21 protein-coding genes and 1 pseudogene are annotated in these 23651 nt (G+C 63.3%); 14 read left to right on the forward strand and 8 right to left on the reverse strand.

Annotated features, from left to right (window positions below; translation table 11 throughout):
- Window positions 1-17: 17 nt before the first annotated feature.
- From AC3A6B_RS09780 to AC3A6B_RS09790, 3 genes are all read left to right on the forward strand, one after another.
- On the forward strand, window positions 18-608 hold the full coding sequence (locus AC3A6B_RS09780; protein ID WP_487836524.1) for a TetR/AcrR family transcriptional regulator: 591 nt from the start codon (window positions 18-20) through the stop codon (window positions 606-608).
- Window positions 609-1113: 505 nt separating this feature from the next.
- On the forward strand, window positions 1114-1617 hold the full coding sequence (locus tag AC3A6B_RS09785; protein ID WP_487836525.1) for an LmrA/YxaF family transcription factor: 504 nt from the start codon (window positions 1114-1116) through the stop codon (window positions 1615-1617).
- Window position 1618: 1 nt separating this feature from the next.
- Complete coding sequence (locus AC3A6B_RS09790) at window positions 1619-1915, forward strand: YciI family protein (RefSeq protein WP_487836526.1); 297 nt, start codon at window positions 1619-1621, stop codon at window positions 1913-1915.
- Window positions 1916-2266: 351 nt separating this feature from the next.
- Here AC3A6B_RS09790 and AC3A6B_RS09795 read toward each other — a convergent pair whose 3' ends face one another.
- Window positions 2267-2509, reverse strand: a complete 243-nt coding sequence (locus AC3A6B_RS09795; RefSeq protein ID WP_487836527.1) for a hypothetical protein — start codon at window positions 2507-2509, stop codon at window positions 2267-2269.
- Window positions 2510-2826: 317 nt separating this feature from the next.
- Complete coding sequence (locus AC3A6B_RS09800; protein ID WP_487836528.1) at window positions 2827-3813, reverse strand: Bug family tripartite tricarboxylate transporter substrate binding protein; 987 nt, start codon at window positions 3811-3813, stop codon at window positions 2827-2829.
- Window positions 3814-3928: 115 nt separating this feature from the next.
- Here AC3A6B_RS09800 and AC3A6B_RS09805 point away from each other — a divergent pair, with 115 nt between their 5' ends.
- The 6 genes from AC3A6B_RS09805 (at window position 3929) to AC3A6B_RS09830 (ending at window position 10456) form a co-directional block, all read left to right on the forward strand.
- Complete coding sequence (locus AC3A6B_RS09805; protein ID WP_487836529.1) at window positions 3929-4816, forward strand: LysR family transcriptional regulator; 888 nt, start codon at window positions 3929-3931, stop codon at window positions 4814-4816.
- Window positions 4817-4981: 165 nt separating this feature from the next.
- A complete protein-coding gene (locus AC3A6B_RS09810) occupies window positions 4982-6043 on the forward strand; it encodes a threonine aldolase family protein (protein ID WP_487836530.1) in 1062 nt (353 codons plus the stop codon).
- A gap of 76 nt (window positions 6044-6119) precedes the next feature.
- The gene (locus AC3A6B_RS09815; protein WP_487836531.1) at window positions 6120-7079 is read left to right on the forward strand and encodes a Bug family tripartite tricarboxylate transporter substrate binding protein; all 960 of its coding nucleotides are present in this window, start codon (window positions 6120-6122) and stop codon (window positions 7077-7079) included.
- A gap of 196 nt (window positions 7080-7275) precedes the next feature.
- A complete protein-coding gene (locus tag AC3A6B_RS09820; RefSeq protein WP_487836532.1) occupies window positions 7276-8118 on the forward strand; it encodes an amidohydrolase family protein in 843 nt (280 codons plus the stop codon).
- A 150-nt stretch (window positions 8119-8268) separates the two neighbouring features.
- On the forward strand, window positions 8269-9450 hold the full coding sequence (locus AC3A6B_RS09825) for a M24 family metallopeptidase (RefSeq protein ID WP_487836533.1): 1182 nt from the start codon (window positions 8269-8271) through the stop codon (window positions 9448-9450).
- Window positions 9451-9469: 19 nt separating this feature from the next.
- A complete protein-coding gene (locus AC3A6B_RS09830) occupies window positions 9470-10456 on the forward strand; it encodes a Bug family tripartite tricarboxylate transporter substrate binding protein (RefSeq protein ID WP_487836534.1) in 987 nt (328 codons plus the stop codon).
- Window positions 10457-11086: 630 nt separating this feature from the next.
- Here AC3A6B_RS09830 and AC3A6B_RS09835 read toward each other — a convergent pair.
- Window positions 11087-11548: a hypothetical protein gene (locus tag AC3A6B_RS09835; RefSeq protein ID WP_487836535.1), complete on the reverse strand. Its 462-nt coding sequence runs from the start codon at window positions 11546-11548 to the stop codon at window positions 11087-11089.
- A 674-nt stretch (window positions 11549-12222) separates the two neighbouring features.
- Here AC3A6B_RS09835 and AC3A6B_RS09840 point away from each other — a divergent pair.
- Window positions 12223-13041 carry a class I SAM-dependent methyltransferase gene (locus AC3A6B_RS09840; protein WP_487836536.1) on the forward strand — a complete coding sequence of 273 codons (819 nt, stop codon included), beginning with the start codon at window positions 12223-12225 and terminating at the stop codon, window positions 13039-13041.
- Window positions 13042-13298: 257 nt separating this feature from the next.
- Here the strand turns inward: AC3A6B_RS09840 and AC3A6B_RS09845 are convergent, their stop codons facing one another.
- Complete coding sequence (locus AC3A6B_RS09845; protein ID WP_487836537.1) at window positions 13299-13760, reverse strand: RidA family protein; 462 nt, start codon at window positions 13758-13760, stop codon at window positions 13299-13301.
- Window positions 13761-13812: 52 nt separating this feature from the next.
- Between AC3A6B_RS09845 and AC3A6B_RS09850 the strand changes: the two genes are divergently transcribed.
- Window positions 13813-16215 carry an acetamidase/formamidase family protein gene (locus AC3A6B_RS09850; protein ID WP_487836538.1) on the forward strand — a complete coding sequence of 801 codons (2403 nt, stop codon included), beginning with the start codon at window positions 13813-13815 and terminating at the stop codon, window positions 16213-16215.
- On the opposite strand, the pseudogene AC3A6B_RS09855 reads toward AC3A6B_RS09850, so the two are convergent.
- The 4 genes and pseudogenes from AC3A6B_RS09855 to AC3A6B_RS09870 form a co-directional block, all read right to left on the reverse strand.
- A pseudogene (locus AC3A6B_RS09855) lies at window positions 16202-17467 on the reverse strand (acetamidase/formamidase family protein); the annotation flags it as partial. The gene AC3A6B_RS09850 and the pseudogene AC3A6B_RS09855 overlap by 14 nt on opposite strands.
- Window positions 17467-19122: an amino acid ABC transporter permease/ATP-binding protein gene (locus AC3A6B_RS09860; protein ID WP_487836539.1), complete on the reverse strand. Its 1656-nt coding sequence runs from the start codon at window positions 19120-19122 to the stop codon at window positions 17467-17469. The pseudogene AC3A6B_RS09855 and the gene AC3A6B_RS09860, both read right to left, overlap by 1 nt.
- Before the next feature lies 1 nt (window position 19123).
- A complete protein-coding gene (locus AC3A6B_RS09865) occupies window positions 19124-20056 on the reverse strand; it encodes an ABC transporter substrate-binding protein (RefSeq protein ID WP_487836540.1) in 933 nt (310 codons plus the stop codon).
- A gap of 557 nt (window positions 20057-20613) precedes the next feature.
- Window positions 20614-20814 carry a hypothetical protein gene (locus AC3A6B_RS09870; RefSeq protein WP_487836541.1) on the reverse strand — a complete coding sequence of 67 codons (201 nt, stop codon included), beginning with the start codon at window positions 20812-20814 and terminating at the stop codon, window positions 20614-20616.
- A 1326-nt stretch (window positions 20815-22140) separates the two neighbouring features.
- Between AC3A6B_RS09870 and relB the strand changes: the two genes are divergently transcribed.
- The 3 genes from relB (at window position 22141) to AC3A6B_RS09885 (ending at window position 23536) form a co-directional block, all read left to right on the forward strand.
- Window positions 22141-22437, forward strand: a complete 297-nt coding sequence (relB, locus tag AC3A6B_RS09875; RefSeq protein ID WP_487836704.1) for a type II toxin-antitoxin system RelB family antitoxin — start codon at window positions 22141-22143, stop codon at window positions 22435-22437.
- Entirely contained in the window at window positions 22424-22711 is a 288-nt protein-coding gene (locus AC3A6B_RS09880; protein WP_487836542.1) for a type II toxin-antitoxin system RelE/ParE family toxin, read from the forward strand. The genes relB and AC3A6B_RS09880 overlap by 14 nt, the downstream gene beginning before the upstream one ends.
- 609 nt (window positions 22712-23320) lie before the next feature.
- A complete protein-coding gene (locus AC3A6B_RS09885) occupies window positions 23321-23536 on the forward strand; it encodes a hypothetical protein (protein WP_487836543.1) in 216 nt (71 codons plus the stop codon).
- Window positions 23537-23651: the final 115 nt, after the last annotated feature.

The raw sequence follows: 23651 nt of genomic DNA on the forward strand, positions 1-23651 counted from the left end.
TTGCGGAAGATGCATCCATGCGCTATCCAAGCACACACAAAGAGGAAACTCGCAAGAAGCTCATCGGCAACGCAAGGGCTATCGCCAAGCGAGGTGGGTTCGGCACGACGGGCGTTGACGATCTGATGGCGAGCATCGGCCTGACCGGCGGCGCGTTCTATGGCCACTTCCCCAGCAAGGAGGCGTTGTTTGCCGAGTTGGTGGAGCAGGAAATTTCCAACAGTACCGACATGCTCGCGGGCGATGAATCCTCGCCGCCCGACCACGTCGCCAAACGGCTGCGCAGCTACTTGAGTTCGTACCACGCCCTGCATCCGGAAACGGGTTGCGTTCTTCCGGCGCTGGGGCCGGAGATCGCCCGGGCCGGGCCCGAGGTGCGCGCCGCCGTCGAGCAGGGTCTGAAGCGCTTGCAGAAGAGCTGGAGCGGCCGCATCGGCGACCCAGATGCCGCGTGGGCATTGATCGCCCAATGCGTGGGTGCGCTGGTGCTGTCGCGTGCCGTGGAGTCCGAGCGCACCCGCAAGGAGATCCTGGCCTCGAGCCGCCGCTATATCGACCAGACGCACGCACTGGACGAGGCCCCGGCAAAGCCATCCAAAGCATCCTGACGGCTCGGGACCCGTTCGAGTGCCGAATGTTCAATCAATTACTGAACGATCGTGTTCCAGCTACGGCAGAATTGATGTCTTTCCCGTCGCTGGACTGCACCGGCACAAAGCTGCGCCAACTGGCGCGCGTCGTGGCGCACTACTATGACCTCGAGCTCGGCAAGGTGGGTCTCGGAACCACGCAGTATTGGCTGTTGACCGAAGTTCTGTCACATGGGCCGATACGCCCCTGCGACTTGGCCCACGCGATGTCGCTATCTCCGTCAACGTTGACGCGCAGCCTCAAGCCTCTCATCGCGACCGGTTGCTTGGCCCTGGGCCCGGGCACTGACGGGCGCACACGCAGCGTGTCCATCACCACCGCCGGTCGCAGGAAGTGCGCCGAGGGCCTCCCTCGTTGGACCAGCGCGCAGGCCAGAGTGCATCAGTTGCTCGGAAGCCGAATTGTGAGGGCGGTGCACGCGCTCCTTGAAGACTCCTCGGCGCGCATGTCAGCAACGCACCTATGACTAGCCGCCTCGGTCTTCGCCCCAGAGCCTGCTTGACCAAGGGATTCCACACAAAGGCGTCGCTGGCCCGCACTGCTTGCGGGTTGCTGGGGCGCAATGGCTTGCATGGAACGGAGCCTCAACGAGTTGATCGCGGCCAGCGGTGCGCCACGCGGCTCGCTGTACTACCCCGATCATCGCCCCCAAAATTGTCAAGCGCGACGGCGGCCACAGGGCATCCATCGGAGGAAAGGTCTTCGGTCATCGAGCTGGCGAACAGCGCCGATACCTTTTCCTCGAGAGGTCTTCGAACGCAGTGCGAAAGCATATATGCGACTTGGAGAAACACGATCGCGAGCGGCCTGCTGGAACCTGATTCGACGCGGAGGACGCTGGTGGCCGCTTTGGTTCTGATGACTCCCAAAGGTGCGTTAATCAGCGTTCGCTTAACAAGGAACCCTGCAGTTTTGTTGGAGGCGGCAAGTTCGCTCGCAAACCTCCTCTGTTCACGTGGGGACTGAAATGAAATACTACCTGGCCAAATTCCTTCCACCCCGCGCTGACTTTCTCGTCACCATGACCCCTGCAGAAGTCAGTCTGATGCAGGAGCACGGAGCCTTCCTCAACGATCTCCTTCAGAAGGGAGTGGTCGTGGCGCATGGTCCGGTGGACGATCCGGCAGGTGGATGGGGACTCTCGCTCTACCAGGTCGAAGATGGCCAGGATGTCAGCGCGATCGCGGCGAACGACCCAATGGTGAGGTCTGGCGGCGCCCGCTATGAGGTGTTCCCGATGCGGCACCTGAAGGCGCGCGGCTGAGATTGCGGGCTTTCACTGGGTTGAGTGTCACACCCGACCCAGGCGCTGCGCAAAGCAGCGTAGTGGCTGCCAGAATTCCGACACGTTGGTCGGATGCCCGGGGCCGGAATCTTTAGGATCGATGATCGAAAGGCTGCTTCCGGCCGAGACCGTTTGCACACGGCCTCGGGCCAGGAGCGGACGTCAGCGTCGCGGCTATCGTGTTGGTCCGGGTCGCGCTCCGCGGAGTGCGCGCGGGTGTGCCTCGAGGAACTGCGACTGCAGTTCCTTGGTAGACGGGGAATGCCGGAAGCCGAGATTGCGAACCTTGAGCGACAGCTGCTCGCAATTTGTGCGACCGAAGAACCACGCTCAAGACTGTACAAGCAAGGAATTGTCCTGGTGGCGAAGGGAAGGGCAGACTTCAAAACGGCGATTGCCCATGACGCCGTCCTGAATCGAGACCTTGTCACAACCATCGGCGGCGGGCAGCGTGCAATGTGTATAGGCGGCACGCCCGGAGGGCAAAGTGGCGCTGGCGCTGGGTTCCTCTTCAAGGATCTGCCGTCCCCAATGTTCGGGCGAGCATCGGAAGCGGTTCTTGCCCGTCTGCACGGCTCCGATAACACGCAGCTCGCTTCGCTGCCAGAGTACGGTGTGGCTTGAGGTGCGGACCTCAACGAGAAGCTGCGCTGGCAGCTACAGGGTTGGCGACGGCCGCAATGGGCCCCGAAGCAGACGTCGTGCAATAAGAAGCGTCAATTAGACCTCGCCAACTGGCCCTGCAGTTCAGGGCTCGGAACGAAAAGCGGACAAGGCCGAGACCGGGCAGAAAACCATGACCAATTCATGGACCACATCGTGCATTCGCGTCATACATCTCCTGCGTCGGATCGGTGCCCATGTCGCTCGGCAGGCAGACGATCGAGCGTTCAGTCGACGGTCGCTCCCGTCGCCTTCACCACCGTCGCCCACTTGGCCCTTTCCGCGGCCAGGAAGGATGCAAACTGGGCGCGAGGGACCAGTTGCGGCACGATGCCTTGCTGCGCGATCGCAGCATGCACATCCGGCGTCCCCAATACAGCATTGATCTCCTTGTTCAGCACTGCGAGCACATCCTCGGGGGTCCCGGACGGCGCGACCACGCCGTAGAAGACGGAGTACGTCAGGCTGGGAAAGCCCATCTCTGCAAGCGTGCCGATGCCCGGTAGCGCGGCATGCCGCTTCTCCGAGGTGACCGCCAAAGCCTTCAACTTGCCCGCGGACATGTGCGGCAGGGCCGACGTGAGCGACGCGAAGTAGATGTCCACCTGGCCCCCCAGCACGTCAGTCATGGCCGGCCCCGCGCCCTTATAGGGCACGTGCTGCAGGCGCAGACCAGCGGTGACTCGCAAGCTCTCGCCCACCAGGTGTCCCACCGTGCCATTGCCCGAGGATGCGTAGAAGACGTCGCCCTTCTTGCCAGCTTCGATGATCGAAGCCAGGGATTCGAAGCGGCTTCCCGTCCGCACGACCAGCACGAGCGGTCCGGAGCCGATCAAGGCGACCGGCGCAAGTTCGGTAAGAGGGTTGAAGTCAAGCTTCTTGAACAGGAATGGATTGACGGCCAGGTTGCTCGTCTCTCCCATCACGAGCGTGTGCCCATCCGGCGCGGCTTTGGCCCCTGCGCGCAACCCGATGTTGTTGCCCGCGCCGGGCATGTTCTCGACCACAACTTTCCACTTGGCCGCCTCCGTCATCCGTGTGGATACGAGGCGCGCCATCGCGTCCGTACCGCCACCTGGAGGGCTCGGGGAGATCAGTTTAATCACCCGCGCCGGGAACGCCTGTGCGAGTGAGTGGCTAGCCAAAGAGCCCAGAACGCTCGCGCAGAGGAGAGTGAAGGTCCGGCGGCTCAAGGGGCGTGGACGTGTCGTCATGGTGCTGGTGACTCAGGGTGAAGAGCCGAGTGTCTGCGTGGCGTTCTGCCTTGACAATCGAACAATCCAAACAGGTAATGTGAGCCAATCTCAATAATCACGACGACATCCGCCCATGAACATCGCGATGCTTTCGACACTCAAGACCATCCTCGAGCAAGGCAGCTTCACGGCTGCCGCCGAGATAGTCGGGTGCAGCCCAAGTGCGGTAAGTCTGCAGGTCAAGCAGATGGAGCAGTATTTCGGCCAGCCCCTGTTCGACCGCTCCACACGCTCGGTGACGCCGACGCCCTTTGCGCACGACGTGGTGGCCGCCGTGGGGGAATTCTCGGCACGCCTGCAGGTACTGCGGGCGCGGCCGGCACTCAAGGTGCAGGGCCGCATCCGCCTGGGGGTGATCACTAGCATGCAGACTGACGTGTTGCCGCCCGTGCTGGCGCGGCTCAAGCAGGAGCACCCTGCGCTCGACGTGGTTGTGCCGCCACTCAACGACACCGACGAGATTCTGGCTGAACTGAAGGCGGCGCGAGTGGAGATGGTCCTGGTTGTGCGGCCGGAGAACGGCGGCTCGAGGCGCTTGTCCTGGAAAGACCTCCACGCCCAACCGTACGTCATGCTGGCTCCGGCGCAAGCCACCGAACGAACCCCGAGGCAATTGCTGCAGGCCTATGGCTGGATCAGCTATGACAGCAGCATCGCCGGCGGCAGGGTGGCCGCGCGCCTTGTGAGAACTCTCGCCCCCGATGTGCGGCACGCACTGGAACTTCGCTCGACGGACGCTATCGTCGCGATGGTCGCGGAGGGCCTAGGCGTATCAGTCGTGCCGCAGCCCAGAAGCGCATTGCTCCGTGCCTACGCGGTGCGCGAGGTCGGCCTGGGGAGCCGGGCGCCTTCGCGCCGCATCGCACTGGCCTGGCGCAGTTCCGATGACGACAGCCGCAACCTGAAGGCCGTCGCCGCGGCCTTCGACGCGATCTTTGCGCAACGCTCCGGGCTCAGCTGAACGCCCGCTCGCGTAGGCCTGAGAGGCTCTGCGCATTTATGAGCCTTTCTCATAGCAGCAGTTGGGATTTATCGATTCCCATCACAGCCCTAGCTGTCTAAATTACGACTACCCCCCGCGGCCGGCACCTCTTGGCACCGCGAACGACGCAACGACTGAAAGTTCATGAGCAGTTCCAGTTCCTCGACTCTGGTCGATCTCCGAAGCGACACCGTCACCTTACCCACCGACGCGATGTATGCGCGAATCCGCGTTGCGCCCCTCGGCGACGACGGCCTGGACGGAGATCCCACGGCCATGGAACTGGAGCAGTACACAACTAAGCTGCTGAACAAACCTGCAGGGCTGTATGCGCCTAGCGCGACCATGGCCAATCTGTTGGCGATCCTCGCGCAAGTCGATAGGCAGCAAGTCGTGCTGGCTGGCGCCGGCTCGCACATCTACACCGCCGAGCGTGGAGCAGCCACCTTCACTGGCGCTTTCTACCAACCCATCCCCGATCCCGAAGGCGCGCTTGACCTGCAGGCGCTCGAGGCGGCGTTGGGATCGACGAAAGGCAATGTTCAAGCCCGTCTGGTCTGCACCGAAACTTCGCACAACAATGAAGGCGGTTCGGTCGCTTCGTTGGAGCACATGCGCAGCGTGTTCGACCGGTGCCGCGCCTTCGGCGTGCCTGTGCATCTCGACGGTGCGCGCCTGTTCAACGCCGCGGTGGCGCTCGGAACGTCCGCAGCCAGCCTTTGCGAGCAGGCCGACACGGTGTCGGTCTGCTTGTCCAAGGGCCTGAGCGCCCCCATGGGCGCCGTGCTGTTGGGGCCGACCTCCGTGGTCGAACGAGCTCGATGGTTGCGAAAGCTCCTAGGAGGCGCGCAGCGTCAAGTTGGAATCTGCGCGGCGGCCGGCCTGGAGGCCTTGACGTCGCAAGTCGCCCGTCTTGCTGACGACCACGCCACCGCGCAGCTGCTGGCACAGGGCTTGGAAGCCATCCCGGCATTGCGCGTCAGGCGGCCCAAGACCAATATCGTGCAGGTCACGGTGGAGGAGACGGGGATGACCGCCAAGGAGTGGGAGGGCCATTTAGGCGCCCGGGGGGTCCTGGTCCGGCCCTGGGGACCCAATCTGATGCGGTGCGTGACGCACCGCCACATCGACAAAGCCGGCGTGGAGCAAGCCATCGCCGCCTTCAGATCCGTCGCCGCAGCCACTGCGCCGGCCACGCCGCGCTGAGCTCTTCACCCCTTCCCATCACGCAGCGCAATCCCGCCGTCGTGCTATCCCTGAAAGCACCCAAGGAGACAATCCCGTGAGAAAACAAATCCTTCGACCCATCGCGGCGCTGGCCGCCTGCGTTCCTCTGTGCGGCTGGGCCGCCTGGCCCGAGAAGCCAATTCGAATGGTGGTGCCCTACGCCGCCGGCGGTGGGGCCGACATCACTGCGCGCATCGTGTCGCAAGAGATGAGCATCGTGCTAGGCCAGCCGATCGTCATTGACTACAAGCCGGGCGCGGGCGGCGTGATCGGCGCCGACAGCGTTGCGAAGTCGGCCGCCGACGGCTACACCGTGCTCTACGACGCCTCGGCCTTCTCGGTCAACCCGTCATTGCGCAAGCTGCCGTTCGACGCCGCCAAGGACTTCATTCCCGTTTCGCTGGTTGCCACGGCACCGCAGATCCTGGTGGTGCCCGCCGCTGCGCCCTACAAGACGGTCCCGGAGTTGCTCGACTTCGCCCGCAAGAATCCCGGGGCGCTCAGCTTTGCATCCGCCGGCGGCGGCACCGGGTCGCACCTTGCGGGCGAGGCACTGAACCAACAGGCCAAGCTCGATCTCATGCATGTTCCCTATAAGGGCGGTGCGCCCGCGATCACCGACCTGATGGGCGAACGAGTGTCGATCTACTTCGGCAACGTGGCCTTCAGCCTGAGCTACATCAATGGCGGCAAGGTGCGGGCGCTGGGCGTCACTTCCCTCAAGCGCATGGCGATCCTGCCCGACGCCCCTACGCTTGCCGAACAGGGCTTGCCGGGCTTCAGCACGGCAGAATGGAACGGCGTATTCCTGCCCAAGGGCACGCCGCACGACGTCGTGCAGCGCCTCGCCAAGGCAGTGCAGGCGGCGGTGAAAGATCCGAAGGTCAAAGAAAAGCTGCTGCAGCTCGGCTTGGAGCCGGGTGGCACCACACCCGAGGAATTTTCTAAGTTCGTGCAGGACGAGACGAGCCGGGCCAGCGCACTGGTGAAGGCGCGCAACATCAGGATTGACTGAGAGAACCCCGCAAACGGCCCGATGGCATCTAACGTTGTCTCTGCGGATTTCTCTCACGAGAGTCCGGCGGGATGCCAGGTACAGCAGGGGATCCGCCCATTCCGTCATCTGGGTCACTGCCTCGGGCCGAGCCAAGTATCCGCAGCGCAAGCGTACCTCCCGAGCAGCCAATCGAAACTCAACCTTGAGGCAACTTATGGCGCCCCGATTATTTGTACCCCCCAACGCCTGCGATTCCCACATTCATATATTCGATCGTCGTTTTCGCGAAACCCTTCCCGCTGATGATATGAGCGCGATTCCGTGCACTGTATCGGCCTACGCAGAGGTCCAACGGGCGTTGAAGATCGAGCGCGCGATTGTGGTGACACCTAGAAACTTTGACACGGACAACGCCGTCACAGTAGATGCAATCGCGCAAATGGGGCTACACCGTGCACGGGGTGTGGCGGTATTGCGCCCCGACGTCAGTGACTCAGAACTCCGACTGCTCCACGAGCAGGGTATCCGCGGCATTCGTTTTACGCTCTATACGCCAGAGCATGCACCAACCTCATTCGACATGGTTGAACCGCTGGCGGGCCGGATAAAGAAGCTGGGCTGGCATCTCCAGCTCCATTGGACCGCAGAGCAGATCGTCGCGCATGAAGCCCTCCTAGATCGACTTCCAGTGGAGGTCGTCTTTGATCATTTGGGGAGGTTGCCCGCTTCCACAGGCCTTGATCACCCTGCCGCGGCAATCATCGAAAGACTGTTGCGTGGGAATCGCGCCTGGATCAAGCTCTCGGCTCCATATCTAAATTCCGTGAATGCGAAGCAAAGTAATTATGAGGACGTCGACAGAGTCGCCAAGCACTGGATCAAAGTAGCGCCCTATCGTGTCGTCTGGGGAAGCGACTGGCCCCATACCTCTTTGAAGAGTCCTTCCAGCACGGCTGTTTTCCTGAAGAAGCTTTTCTCGTGGGTTGATGATCAGATCTCTCTTGATCGAATCCTTGTGTCGAACCCAACACGCCTCTACTGGAATGCGCAAGCGTAGATCGCGAGTCGCTGCATCAAGTAGGAACCTCCCGGGGGTCCGCGAGAAGCCTGCGTGGAGCAGGCCCTCGCGGCCTTCAGATCCATCGCTGAAACCACGGCGCTATGAACTCTCCACACCTTCCATCATCACTCACCGGTAGCCACCATCATGACCCACGAAACCAAGTTTACCAAGCAGTCGCCCAGCTTCTACGCCGGTGATGCCCTGCATGCCATCAAGCGAGAGAAGATTCAGAAGGCCCTGGAGCAATCCGGGTTCGATGCCTTCCTCTTCTGCAAGGCTGAGGCGGTGCGGTGGGTCACAGACTTCTACGTCAAGGGCTTTCGCCCTTTCCTTGAACCCGAGTACGTTGCCCTGGTGGTGAAGGGCAAGCCGCCCGTAGTGGGCTACATCTCCGGCAGCGACGACTTGCGGATCAAGTTCAAGTCCGACATCCAGGACGCCCGTCGCTTGCCTCACGTGTCGAAGTGGCACGAAGTCATCGAGAAGATGCTCTCCGACTATGGGGTCAGCCGCGGCCGCATCGCCACGGACATCATGCCCCACATGGTGTACCGGGGTCTCACCAAAGCATGTCCAGACCTCGAGATCGGTGATGTCACGCCCATGTGGTTGCAACTCACCGCAGTCAAGCACCCGATTGAAGTGGACCTCATCCGCGCGTCCTTGCGCGTGGCCGACCTCGGCGCTCTGGCCGCGATCGAAGCCATCCGGCCCGGGGTGACCGAGCATTCGGTTTCCGCCGCTGCTGTTACTGCGATGCGGCGCGCCGGTTCGGAGTTCGAACCGTTCATTCCGTTGATTGCTTCCGGCCCGAATGCTTCGATGTTCGAACGCATCGCCACCGAAAAGGTCATTCAGGCAGGTGAGATGGTCATTCTCGACATCGGAGCGGTCGTGAAGGGCTACACCGCTGACCTCGGCCGCACGGTGATCTGCGGCGGAGAACCCACTGCGAAGCAGCGTGAGATCTACCAGGCGACGCACCTCGCCCTGCAAGAGGCGAAGAAGATGATCCGTCCAGGCGTGACTGGCAAGGCGATTGATGCACGCGCACGGGAAGTCATCGTCGACAGCGGCTGGGGCGAATACGTCTACACCGGCAACACAGGGCACCAGCTTGGCTACGGACTGCACGGCGAGCCGCTTGTCGATCGCCGCGTGGACTTCGTGGTCGAGGAGAACATGGTCATGTGCCTCGAGCCCCGCATCGTGCTGCCTGACCAGCCGGAGGTCGGTGGCGCGCATCTCGAGGACGTCGTCGTGGTCACGTCGAACGGCTGCGAACAACTCAACACGACGCCGTACGACGCACGCCTGCTTGCCTAAATCCGCACCGGAGAGCTCAATGACTCGTATCTCGATGAACCGCCGCCACTTCACCACTACGTTCGGTGCGGCAGTCGTGGCGACAGCCATGCCCGGAATCGCGCGCGCCCAGAGCGACAAGCCGCTGCAAATCATCGTCGGCTATCCGCCGGGCGGCAGCACGGACACCTTTGCACGCCTGCTCTCGCAGCCGCTCCAGGGAGTCCTCGGTCGCAGCGTGGTCGTTCGCAACCAGCCGGGAGCAGGTGGGCAGATCGCAGCCTCGGCGCTGCTGCGCGAAGGAACGGACGGCTCTGCCGTGCTCGCCATCAACCAGCCTGACCTCAACCTCGCCATCGCGCGCGGGAATGCCGGTTTCAAGGCGAGCGACTTCCGGGTCATCATGGCCGACCTGCACGAGCCTCGAGTGTTCCTGGTCAAGAACGATTCTGGCATTCCGAACTTCGTTAAGTTCATCGAGCAGGCAAGGGCAAAGCCCGGGAAGCTCTCCATCTCGGTGGCGGGTGGGACCGCTCAGGAGGTGATGGCGAAGTGGCTGACCGACAAGCTCAAGATCGACGTGCTCGTCGTCAATTACAAAGGCGGCGCGGAAGCGGTCAATGCGCTGCTGGCTGGCGATGTCACGGCCAACCTCGGCGATGACTTCGTGCGGTCAAGTCTGCGTCCCAAGACCACGGCACTCTTCATCGGCTCGGACAAGAAGAGCCCCCGTTGGCCGGAGGCGGACACCTTGCAGAGCCAGCTGAACGCGCTTGGCGTCGCAATGCCATCCCCTGAGTTTCTTGGTCGCTACGGCGTCTATGTTGTCTCTGCCGCCTTCGCGCAGAAGAATCCGAAGGGATACCAGGAGCTGCAGCAGGCGATTCTGAAGGCTCGCAGTGGGCAAGTCTTCACGGACTACATCAAGACCAACAATCTTGCTGACCTGTCGCTTGGTGAGCCCGGCGAGCAGTACGAGCGGGTCTTCGCAGCGGAGATGCAGGAGATTGAACGCATGACGAAGTAGCCTGACTTCACTTGCCATGGTGGGAGAAAGACTGCGCCATTCCCGGTGATCTTGGCGACCGGCCGATCGATCGCCCGTTCGAGGCCCGCCTACTCCTGTTTCGGCTTCAGTCTCCGGGCTCTTTCCGCTGGTGCGTCCTGGCTGCCGCGCGACCTTCATTGGTCACCTTCCGCAAGATTGCAGGTCCCAGGTAGCGGCAGCATCCATCTTCCACAAGCACCGGTGGGATATCAGCCTCGACCAAGGCCGCAGACCTGAGCACCGCCAGCTTCTCGATCTCGTCCTGGTCGCAAACTTTGATTGGACCCTCGGCAGCGCAGAGCTGCGTGAGGAGTGTCATTGGCACGTCTACTTCTCCCGTCATTTCAAAAGTGGCCGTCGGACTCTATGTCATCAGTCCAGTGAGCGCGTGCCAAACGGGAGACATCGAAGCCTTCAGTTCATGGAGACCCTGAAAGCTGTGGCGTCAAAAAAACAACGCCGGAGGAACATATCCTTGAGCGCAGACGCATGGTTGCGGCGGCGACCGGTACATCGAAACCGCTGCCACGATCCTGGTTCGGGGACGACGTCGGCAAATTGACCGAGGTGCAGACGGAGAACTTGGCTCGCCAGGACTGCCGGTTCAGGTCAGTCCAGGTAGTCAAGAAACATCGGAGTCACTTGCTGGAGAAAGCAGACCTCCGCAGCCTCAATGACGCGTGGCTCCAGATCGAAATGGATGAACGTGCCATAGGGTGCCCCGGAATCACGTGTCAGCAGCCGCCCGTAGTACGACTCAACCAAGCCAACAAAGGGGCGATAGCTGACCAGGGATTCATCCTTGGAGACGTGGCTGGTCACGAACTCGCCCTGCTCGATCGCATGCTGGCAGAAACTCTTCTGCAAGGGGACTGCTTGCAACCAAGTTCGGTACTCAGAGGCACGATCAAATACGTACTCGGCCTTCAATGATTCGCCGCTCAGTTTGTATATGGCCGTGTATCGGTACTCAGTCCTGTCATTGAGCATCCCCAAAGCATGGCGAACTCCATGGGCAGCAAGCGCGCGGCGAACTGCAGCCGCCTGTACGGGCATATCAAACTCAGACATCGGGGAATTTCGTTCTAGGCGGCGTGCGCAGGAGGCTCAATCGGGATCTTAGTTGCCGAGGAATCTTTGTGCTCGGGTGGGGATATCGAACGTTCCCGCAGTTCGGCCGCTTAGTAAAACAACGGGTCAGTCACATTCCTCCATAAACGCTGTCCTTTGAGAATGAAGCGGTGACGAGCCTTCCCGCGAATCGCGTCTCTTCGATGCCGATTCCTACTGGGTCGGACGATGATTGGCATGTCCGTCGAATGCTGTATCAGTTGCTGCGGCGCGCGTGAAGCAACGCCGTCAGCCGGTGCCGCCCTTGCATATGCGCGCTCGAACGATCTGCTGCTCAGACCGGCCGGAGAACGCGATGAAAGTGCAAGTGCCCCACCCACGGATGCCCCGGGTAGGGCCACCCTGGCGAGTCCTGCCCCTATGTTTCGGCTACAACTCGGAGCCCACACAATCGAGAAACGCACAACGACAACGATGCTCCGGACCCTCGGCCTCATTTCGCTCGAGCGGCGCTTTTTTCACCAGCACCCTCGTCTTACGATCGGCTGGCGCAGACGGTTAGCTGCCTCCCTCGTGACCGGGTGTCCCGTTTTCGTGTCTCACTTTGAAACCTGCTTACCCCGCTCGGAGCACCTTGGCACAAAGAACCCGCATCTTTCCGAGAGATTAGGAGCATGCTGCGCAAGGGATTGGCGGCCCTCGAGCCACCCGAGGACTACGGCGCCGTGAACGTCGTTGAACTTGGTGTCTCGCGTGGCGCTTCCTCGGGTGCGTTCGTGGCAGCAGGAAGTTCAACCGGGGACCACATGCTTCAGAACTATGACGGCAAATGCGCGACTTACTTTTCGACGCCGCGCGTCGAAATCGAACCGCTGCTGCCGGAATTCTCCTCCAGGGTGCTAGAGCTCGGTTGCGGCGCCGGTCAGACGATGCGCTGGCTCAAGGAGACAGGCCGCGCCGGCCAGGGCTGGGGCGTGGAGCTCTTCGAACCGGCTGCGACCCTGGCACGCGCCTATTTTGATGAAGTCTTGGTCGGCGACGCCGAGTCGTCGGTTGAGAGGGCGTTCGATGGCAAGCAGTTCGACTTGATCCTGTGCTTGGACGTGCTTGAACACATGGTCGATCCATGGCACTGCATCGAGATCTTGGAGCATCGCCTCACGCCCGAGGGCAAGTTGGTGATCAGCGTGCCGAACGTGCGCTGCCTGAGAGTCCTGGCCCCCCTGGTGCTGCGGGGCGAATGGCGATACGGGGACGAGGGCATCCTGGATCGCACCCATTTGCGCTTCTTCACGCGAGAAAGCGCACAGGCCCTGGCCTCTGGCACCGCGCTTCGCGTTGAACGCTGCCTCGCCCATCGCACGGCGGACTCGAAGCTCGCAAAGCTGAATCGCTGGACCCTCGGCCGGCTTGACGACTTGACCGCGGTGCAGTACCTGATCTCCGCCTCGCATTCGCCTCCGCCGAGACCACTTTCGGGCCATGCGCCCTAAGCCAACCGAATGAAGATGTGCGAAAGGCAATCGTCGCTGCGAGCCGGCTTCGCCCCGACATTGCCACGCGACTTCCACCTGTCGCAAAGCTGATTCAAAGATCAGCCTCAGTTGGACAGCGGAGGGGCTTGCCGAGGCAAACTCGATTTGGATCCGAAGGTGAGTCCTCGCAGATTGCGGATGCGAATTGACGCAATGGCGTTCGACCTTGAAGATGAGAGCGTACGTGTCCGCTGCGCCGCCCTGCGCCAGCGGGGTTAGCTGGGGAGCTCCGCCGCGACGCGCGCGCCACTGCGCCTTGCCACGAGATCGATCTCGATGCGGGCACCTTTCGCCAGACCAGTCACGCCGACGCAGGTTCGAGCGGGTCGACGCCCGCTCGCGAAATGATGGGCGTAGACCGCGTTCATCGCCGCATAGTCTTCATCGAAGTGCGTGAGATAGATGCGCACCGACAGCGCATGCTCGAGGCCGAGGCCGCAACCGGCCAGCACCGTCTGGAGGTTCTTCAATACCTGGAGCGTCTGCGCCTCGATGCCTTCGGGATAGGGTGCATCCAACGACGTGCCGACAAACGGCATCTGCCCGGTGACGAACACCCAGCCGTCGGCCTCGACCGCGTGGCTGAAGGGCGCGACCGGGTCTGGTGCACCGGTGATGATGTGGAAGATGGGGGACATCGCATGGAGGCAAGCCAGTTGCATGCCAGCCTGCGTCATGGCGAGTGGCACGCGTCTTGCGCACCCTACGAGCAACCAGGGAAACGCCGCCGTGCATTTCGAACAGTTCTCGACCGACTCCTATCCGGTGCACCAGCGGCCCCATGCGTGGCGCGATGCCCTGCATTTGCACTGCCTCCAGCCCGAAATGGTGCCGGCATCAGCCCCCCTGTATGGCACCTTGATCGCGGGGCGCACGACGCGCGGGGTCGGAATGGCGCGCATCTCCTCATCGCCGCAGACCATCCAGCGACTGGGCGACGCAGCCGATGCCATCTGGCTCGCGCTGCACCTGAGCGGTGATGCCGCGCTGCACGATGGCCAGCAGACCATCGAACTGGTCCCCGGGGACATCGTCTTCGGCCCCGCCCGCGCGCGGGCCGGCCTGGATTTCCGTTCCAACTTTCGCCAGTTCATGGTGTCCATGCCGCGTGCCAGCCTGAAGGCCCGGCCGCCCGCTGGCCCCGGATTCGCGCTCGGCCACCTGTCTGGTCGGGCGGGCCTGGGGCGCATGTTCGCGGGCACACTGACCGCGCTGGCCGACGCCTTTGACACCCTGAATGATGACGACGTCGCGCCGGTCGAGGCGGCCCTGTCGGAGTTCATTGCGACGAGCCTGGCCGCTCAGCGGGACCCAGCCTCGCCTGCCATCAGCAGCACGCGGGCTGCCACGATGCACCGGCTTTGCCAATACGTCGACGCCAACCTCAGCGATGCATCGCTATCGCTGGCCGCCGCGGCCGCCCACGAACGCCTGTCCGAGCGCCTGGTGCAGAAGCTCTTCGAGGGCCTCGGTCAGACCTTCGCCACCTACGTGCGCCAGCGCCGCCTCGAACGATGTCGCGCTGACCTCGCGAACCGCCAATATGGGCATCTGTCGATCTCGGACATCTGCTTCCGCTGGGGCTTCAACGATCCGGCGCATTTCAGTCACTGCTTCCGCGACCGCTACAGCATGTCGCCGCGGCAGTACCGGCAGCAGGCCAACGATGCCAGCCAGCAGTCGCTGCGCAAGCGCATCCGGCGCGGCTGGCCGTCTGGCTACTTCGAGACGCCCGCCGAGGACCCGGTGTCCCTCAGCACTCGCATCGACGACCGGGCCATGGCCGAAGGCCCCGCCGCCACCACAGCGCAGGCGGCGTCGGCCGTGCAGCATGGCAGCAGTGTCGTGGCCGGCCGCCACCACCACCTGCCGGCCACCGCGCAGACCATCCACTGGGGCTACTTCAGCCGCTCGATTCCGCCGGTGCTGACCATCACCTCCGGTGACATCGTGACGATCGAGACGCTGACACAGCACGCCTACGATGACCACGAGCGCATGATCAAGGGCGACTCCGGCGCCGAGAGCGTCTTCCACTGGACCCGCGAGCACAAGGCCGTGGACCGCCGCGGCGCCGGCCCCACCGACGCGTCGATCTACGGCCGAGGCAGCGGCGAAGGCTTCGGGGTGCACATCTGTACCGGGCCCATCTACGTGAAGGACGCGCAGCCCGGCGACGTGCTGGAGGTGCGCATCCTCGATCTCGCGCCGCGGCTGGCAGCCAATGCCAAGTACGAGGGCCGGACCTTCGGCAGCAACGCCGCAGCCTGGTGGGGCTTCCACTACGACGATCTGATCGAGGAGCCCAAGCAGCGCGAGGTGGTGACGATCTACGAGGTCGACTGCAGTCAGGGCCATGCCTGTGCTCACGCCGTCTACAACTTTCGCTGGACCCCGCAGCGCGACCCGAACGGGGTGCTGCACCCGACCATCGACTATCCCGGCATCCCGGTCGACCGCGCTTCGATCGTCGAGAACCACGGCGTGCTCCAGGGCGTGACTATCCCGGTGCGTCCGCACTTCGGCGTGATCGCGGTGGCGCCTGCCGAGACCGGCCTCGTCGATTCGGTGCCGCCCTCGTGCTTCGGCGGCAACCTGGACAACTGGCGCATCGCCAAGGGCGCCACCCTCTACCTGCGGGTTGGAGTCGACGGTGGGCTGCTGTCAGTGGGCGACCCACACGCCTCGCAGGGCGACAGCGAACTGTGTGGCACCGCGATCGAATGCTCGCTGACGGGCGTCTTCCAGATCGTGCTGCACAAGGCGGATCAGCTGCGCGGCGAGCCCTTTGCAGACATCGACTACCCCCTGGTGGAGACCGCCGACGAGTGGGTGATCCACGGCTTCAGCCACCCGAATTACCTGAAGGAGTTCGGTGACAAGGCGCGCAGTGCGATCTACGAAAAGTCTTCGCTCGACCCGGCCATGCGCGACGCGTTCCGCAAGACCCGGCGCTTTCTGATGACCGCCATGGGGCTGACAGAGGACGAGGCGATTTCCCTGATGTCGGTGGCCGTCGACTTCGGCGTGACGCAAGTCGTCGACGGCAACTGGGGCGTGCACGCGGTCATCCGCAAGTCGCTGTTAGCCGGCCGCCAGGCGCCGCAGGGCGCAGCTGTCAACGGTCCGTGAAGACGCTCTTGCGAATCGAACCATGGACGCCCCAGTTGGCGTCCACCACCTGCGTCACACCAAAATCAGCCGCCACCGACAGCAACGCGATGGCCTCATCTTCACTGAGACGGTGCACCGTCATCAGGAAGCGGCGCAGCTTGCGGAAAGCGTCGCGCATGGCCGGGTCGAGTGAGGACTTGCCTGCGATCAGCGTCTGTGCCTCGGGCCCGAGAGCGGCCAGGTAGTTGGGATAGGTGAAGCCGTAGACCGACCACTGCTCTTCGGTCTCCAGCAGCGGGTGATCCAGGCCTTCGAGTATGGTGCCGCCCAGCTCGGACTGCTTGTGCAGGATGAATTCGAAGTCGCCCGTCAAGGAGGTCTCGATGGCGGTACCACCGAGCTCGCTGTCGCCTTGGGCCGCATGCGGGTCGCCCACCGAGAAGAACGCGCCGGGCACGGCCACCGGGTAGTACATGCGCGCGCCCTTGCCGATGCGCCAGTCGTCGATGTTGCCGCCGGTGTAGCTTGGCGGAATGGAGCTGACGAAGTCGGACTCCGACGGCGCGAGGCCCATGGTGCCGAAGTGCAGGCGGGCCGGCACCTTGACATGGCGCAGGATGTTCTCACGTTTCTTCACCAGCGCAGGGTCTACACGCACGCCGGGGTAGTCGATCATGGCGTGCACCACGCCGTCAGGGTCGGTCTGCGGCGTCCATACGTAGTTGTATACGGCTCGGGCGAAGGGTTCGCCCGAGGTATCGAGCTCGAAGATCGTCACCACCTCGCGCGGCTTGGGCTCCTCGATCAGGTCGCGGTAGTGGAAGCCCCAGGACGCGGCAGCGTTCGAGCCGAAGCAGCGGCCCGCGTAGCAATGGTTGCAGCTGGGCCGGGGGCGCACGTCGAGGATGCGCACCTCCAGCACGTCGCCCGGCTCGGCGCCTTCGATGACCACGGGGCCGGTGAGCAGGTGAACGCCCACGCCTTCGCCCTCGCCGAGCTTGAAAGGTCCGGTCACCGGCCCGGCACCGCGGCGGGGCACGGCCTTGTGCTCGCGCGTCCACGCGAACACCGACTCGGCGCCGGGGTCGCCGGCGATCATGCGCTCATGGTCGTCGTTGGCATGGTGCGTCAGGGTCTCGATGGTCACCCGGTCGCCGGACTTCACGACGAGCGACGGTGCGACCGCCTTGCTGAAATAGCCCCAATGGATGGTTTGAGAAGAGACTGGCAGGGTGTGGTGCTTCATGGGAATCCTTGGCGGGTGTGGGCTTAAGCGGGGATGGGCATCGAAGGCGTCGGCAGCACATCGGCCGACATCACGCGCAGGAATCGGGCGGTCTCCCGATGCCGGGGTTGCTGCAGCACCTCGAGTGCCGGCCCGCTCTCGACAATGCGGCCGCCGGAGAGAAACACCACGCGATCGGCCACCTCGGCGGCAAAACGCAGTTGGTGGGTGGAGATGACCATCGTCAATCCATCCTCCACGGCGAGGCGGCGGATCACCTCCAGCACCTCGTTGACCAGTTCGGGATCGAGCGCCGACGTGGGTTCGTCCAGCAGCAGCACGCTGGGCCCCGGCGCCAGCGCGCGGGCGATGGCCACGCGCTGCTGCTGGCCGCCGGACAGGTGGCGCGGCAGCGCTTCGACGCGGTGAGCCAGGCCGACCCGGCTCAGCAGTTCCAGCGCGCGCCGGTCCGCGTCCTCGGCCGACCAGCCGTGCACCCAGCGCAGCGGGCCGGCCACGTTCTCGCGCGCCGTCAGGTGCGCGAACAGATTGAACTGCTGGAACAGCATGCCCACACCCAGGCGCGCGCGCTCGCGGGCCAGGTCACTCGGGCTCATGAGTTGACCGTCAGGCCGGTAGCCGAGGCGGTGGCCTCCGACATGGACTTGTCCAGCGTCCCAGCTTTCGAGGTGGTTGATGCAGCGCAGGAGCGTGCTCTTGCCCGAGCCGCTCGGGCCCAGCAGCGCGACCACTTCGCCCGCCTGCACCGTGAGGCTCAGATCCTTGAGTACGGCCTGCGAGCCATAGGCCTTGGACACGCCGTTGATGCGCAACGCGACGGGCGCATCAGCCAGCCGCGAAGCGCGGGCTGCACGGTCGACGGCCGCGGCCCCGGGTGCCGACAGCGCGGCGGGTATAGCGTCGTCGGGCTCAGCGTCGTCGGGCTCAGGCGCTGGCCCCTCGGCGGCTTTTTCTGAGGGCGAAGGGCTCACTGCTGGCTGCGCGGTACGGCGCCAGGGCAGCCACCGCGTCAGTCCGCGCAGCGCCGCCTGGCGGTCAAGGTCAAAGCGTGCTTCGAGCGCCAGCTGCACCATGCTGATTGCGCCGGTCAGCACCAGGTACATCACTCCGGCCGCAAAGAAGACCGAGAAGAAATCGAAGGTCGACGAGGCCAGCTGCGAGCTGCGCAACGTGAGCTCCTGCACCGCGATCACCGAGGCGAGCGAGGAGTTCTTGAGCGTGCCCACTGCCTCGTTGCCCATCGCGGGAATCATCGAGCGCAAGGCCTGAGGCGCGATGATGCGGCGCATCAGCACGCGCGGTGTCATGCCCAGGGCCTGGCCGGCCACGGTCTGGCCGCGGTCGACACCGACAACGCCCGAGCGAAACATCTCGGCGATGAACGTGGCCTCATTGAATGCCAGCGCCACGCCAGCGGCCAGGAGGCCGGGCAGCGTGATGCCGACGTGCGGCAGCGCGTTGTAGACAAAGATCATCTGCAGCGCCAGGGGCGTGCCGCGGAAGATCACCGCATAGCCGCGGGCGAACCCGGCCAGGGGCGTGAAGCGGCTGAGCTGCATCGCCGCCAGAATCAGTCCCACCACCACCCCGCCCGCCAACCCGATGGCGGTGGCTGCGAGAGTGAAGACGATGCCCTGGATCAGGTAGGGCATGGAGAGGTAGTGGAGGAATAGCTCCATCTCACTTCACCACGAGCAGGCGCGGCGCCTCGAGGTTCTCGACCGGCAGGCCGTTCTTCTTGAGCAGATCGGTCTGGATGCCGGCCTTCTGGATGGCCACCAGCGCGGCCATCACCGCGTCGCGGAAGTCGGTCTTTCCCCTGGGTACGGCGATGCCCACCGAGTAGGGAATCGTCACTGCAGCCGCCTTCTCCAGCTTGTCCGGATAGGCCTTGACGGCGTTGTCGACGGTGTTGACGTCGTTGACGTAGGTGTCGGCGCGGCCGGCCAGGATCGCCTGGATGCAGTTCTGGTTGTTGTCATAGAGCTGGATCTCGGGCTCGGGCTTGCCCATGGCCTTGCACTGCGGCGCCAGCGCCTGGATCAGCGGCACCTCGACATAGCCGGTGTTCTCGGCCGCTACCGTGCCGCACATCGAGGTGTTGATGCCGGTGATCTTCTTCGGGTTGCCCTTGGCCACCAGCACGCCATCGAAGACCTTCGAGTAGGTGATGAAGTCGGCCGCCTTGGCGCGCTCTTCGGTGGCGTAGATGTCGGAGATGACGATATCGGCCTGGCCGGCCTGCAGTGTGGTCAGCAGTGCCGCAAAGGTCACGGGCTTGTAGGTCAGCTTGAAGCCCAGGCAGGCGCCGATGGTCTCACCCAGGTCAATATCGAAGCCGATGTACTTGTTCGGATCCTTGGGGTCGATGGTCTCGTAGCCGGGGGTGTGCGGGTTGATCGCATTCACCAGGGTCTTGCCCTTGAATTGCGGGTACTTGGCCTGCAGCGCCGCGCACTCGGCGGGAGCCTTGGCGGCCTCGGCGCTGGCCGGCGTAGCGGTCACCGCCAGGGCCGACAGGCTGATGGCCGCCAGAGCCACGCTGCGCATGCGCGCCAGTGCGAGGGGCCGACGCGTGACACAGCGTCCGGCCGGGAGGGGAAGGTTTTGCATGGTACGGGGCTCCTGTGGAAACGATGCGAGCCGGCCGGCACCACGCCCGCCTTGCTGCACCGCACCATGAGAGCGTAAGAGCCGGGCCGCGTGCGCACTTGTCTGTAGCCGCACGACTGCTTGTGCGGCCAACAAACTTTCTGAGCCTGCGATTCGAGGATGGCGAATGCTCGGCGCCGAAGGGACCGCTTGAGAAGATGAGCGCCCCCGTACCCCTCGCCACCCCCATTCCCAACCCTCAGTAGCCAGTCTGACACCGCGCCCAAAGGCGCGAATCCGCCGCCGATGACTGGCTGCGCATCGTCTCTCCAAAGGCAACTGCACAGATGAGCCGCCTCAAAGAGGTCGGCTGTTCTGCTCCCGGTGGTTGCTTCGGCTGCGCGCGCGTCGGCTTGGTCTTCGCGCCTTCGGGGGCAGCGGGTCGGGTGTCATCACCAGGCGCCCGGCGGGGTACTGGTTCAGGGAAATCGCGCGAGCGCTCGATTGGCGCGTCAAGCCATTCCTCGTATTGCGCCTCGGGCAGGCTCACCACCGCGTGTCCTGGCAGGCGCTGCTTTCTACAGTGCAGCCAAGCGCATGACCGCCCAACCAAAGGCAACCATCAACGCAACGATATGGGCAGCCTTCGTCCACACGCGCTGGGGCCGTCTGGCCCGGAACGGGCCGGCAATCGGCTGGAACGATGACGAGCGGATCTCTCGGTCCGGCTTGTCGGTCCACCACCCCATGTTCGTGTCGTAGTCGTGTTCGTCCTTCATGCCGGTGATTCTCAAGGCATGTAGTACTTTGTAGCTCTTTTTGATTCAACGGTGCGTCGAAGAAATGTGGAATTCTCACTTTTCTTAAACTTTAGTCTTATAGTCATCCCGCAAGGAACAAGAAAGCGGCGGGGCGTGGAGCCGCCCAAGAGAAGGGGGCTGACATGGCGCTCGAAGGCATGCATCGCGAACTGCTGGGCCATCTTCAAGCGAAGCACGCTACGCAATTGCAGATCGTCGCGTGGGAGGATGCTTGGCGCGACGCCATAGCTGGCTCGTTGCTCCCTTGTCCCGAGTGCTTTCTCGGGGGCAGCGTAAGTGGGCTCGACCCGCTCCCGAACTGCGGGGCCATCGGCCAAGCCCGCTGTCGGCGCTGCTATACGGTTTTCATGTTCATGAATCGATGACGCCTCGGCGCCTGACTCGCGCTCAAGGGGTAGCGGATGAACGGCGCCATCTGCGTCGGGTGGATGTCTCCCAGTCTGGCGGGAGCTTGAACCTCGAACCGTTTCTCAAACTGCTTGCGGCACTTCTCCGCTTGATAGTGGCTGCAAATGGGAGGCTTCTGGCAAATTGAACGATTGCCAGATCTTGCGGCGCTTGACACTGTATGCTTATCCAGTGTTTTGTACCGTCTATCGCCTGTATCGGCATACCGAGCGGCTGCCTCCAGAGTTGGCGCGCGCTGGAGGTGTATTCGGCTGGCTGCTCGTTACCCACCGAGGCAAGCTGTCGCCCCGGCATGAGCTTGTGGCCAGGCTCTACCCCACCCCGAAGATCGAGGTCCAGTCCCTGTTACCCGAGCTCTGGTATCCGCAGCTCAAGTTGGTCAAGGAAGGCATCCTCATCGCAGGGCACGAGGTAGCCGGGTTGAACGAGAGGGCCCACCAGCGCTGGTGGTGCGTCCCGGGCCCGATGGATGATGGCGGCCGCACGCGCTTGGAGGCACACCATGGTTGACGATCCGTACAACGCCTGGGCCCGAGCCTTCGCCAACGAGTGCGCGCGGACCTCTGACGGCAATCTCGACCCGCATCAGGCCTCTACGTTGCGAACAAGGAGCGGATCCTGTTGAGGTGGCGCGGGGCTTGGGAATGAATCAACAGGAGTTCTTCGGCGCGCACCCTACCTTGCATCGCATGCCATCCTGGCTCGGCCTTGGCATTCACGCTGAGCGAGAGCTGCCGCTGGAACCTGGCGACTACAAGGTGACCCCAGGTGACGAGCGCCAGCGAAGAGATCCACGCGCATGTCCGGGTCTCGCCGCCATCTCATATCTCAATTGAGATACAATTCCTGCCTCTGCTACGAATACTGAGGACGACAGTGGCACAGACTTCAATGCTCCATGTCCGAGTGGACGATGACCTCAAAGCGCAGGCGACCGCCGCTTTGGCGAACGTCGGCCTAACCGTCTCTGACGCAATCCGGATCCTCCTGACACGCGTCACAAAGGAGGGTGGACTGCCGGCCGGACTGGCGGTGGATGACTCTGCCTATGACGCGTGGTTTCGTGCGAAGGTCCGGGAGGCGTTGGAAGACTCCCGTCCAACAGTCCCTCACAAGCAAGTCATGGCTGAAGCACGCGACCTGATTGCCAAGAATCGACGTGCTAGAACTTGAATGGCGCGAAGCGGCTCGCGCCGATCTGCTGTCCATCGTCGAGTACATCGCGCAAGACAACCTCGATGCGGCGCTGGCACTCGTCACGGAGATCGAGGAAAAGGCCGAACGGTTGCGGGAGCAGCCCAAGCTGTATCGGCCGGGCCGCGTCAGCGGCACGCGCGAGATGGTGGTACGGCCAAACTACGTGGTTGTGTATTCGGAATCAACGATTGCCGTGACGATTCTGCGCGTCTTGCACGCCGCACAGATGTGGCCGCCCGCACGTCCCTGAGGGAATTTTGTAGCTCGGACTGATGCTCGACTCGACCTATAGGACGATGTCGATCGGGCTGGGGCCTTCGGACGAATTTGCCCCGGACAGCATTGACAAGTTGGCTGTGCCTGATGACGCGCCATTACTGTTCAGCCGCTACACACGTTGTCGAGGCTTTTTTCAAATGTCGCATTCCTGGCTGAATAGAAATGTCCCATTTCAATGGTTTGGCCTCGGTGACCGCCTTGCCTAGCTGTCCTCGCAGGTTTGTTGGCCGAGCGCGAACTGGATCTGCTGCAGCTGGATCACCCAGACGTTCCGCGACACATGCTGGACCAAGCGAGGCGGGAAACGCCCATGCAGCGGCGCGAACATGAAGTCGACGTGCGGCCGTTGGAGCGCGATGCGAAAGCGCAGAGGTGGGCCGACACTGCAGCGCAACGCGCTGCAGACTTGTCGCGCTGATGCGCTTGCTGGCCGAAGCGTTCGACAGTCACGTGCTCAACGCGCACACACTCAAACAAGCCCAGCAACTTCGTTGTGCAAGGCGTGTGGTCATACACGGAGCACAACCTTGGCGCTCTCCGGGAAGCACTGGCGATACAGCGCAAGCTCTATCGCGAGCACATGGCTCGCATGCCGAAAGCGCAGCGTCCGATTCCGTTGCTGGACCGCCTGAAGGTCGCCTACCCGCACTTGGGGGCGCAGACCAAATGGTTCTTGCCGAGGAAGCGCCGCGAAGTCATGGCCGTGCGAAGCACGAACTTTCCGCACTTGAAGCAGGACATCATGGCTTCCGCGCGCGGCGTCGTGATGATCGACCCTGGCGTCTTTTTGACGTAGCGCAGACCATCCTGGGTGAGTTGGGTGGTAGACATGCGGTTATTTTACCCGGATGCAATTAGACCCTCTATGAACCTGACTATTGGCCGGGCCCCAGCTTGCCGAGCGCGGGAGG

This window comes from Variovorax sp. Soil_C_33 (assembly GCF_057656935.1).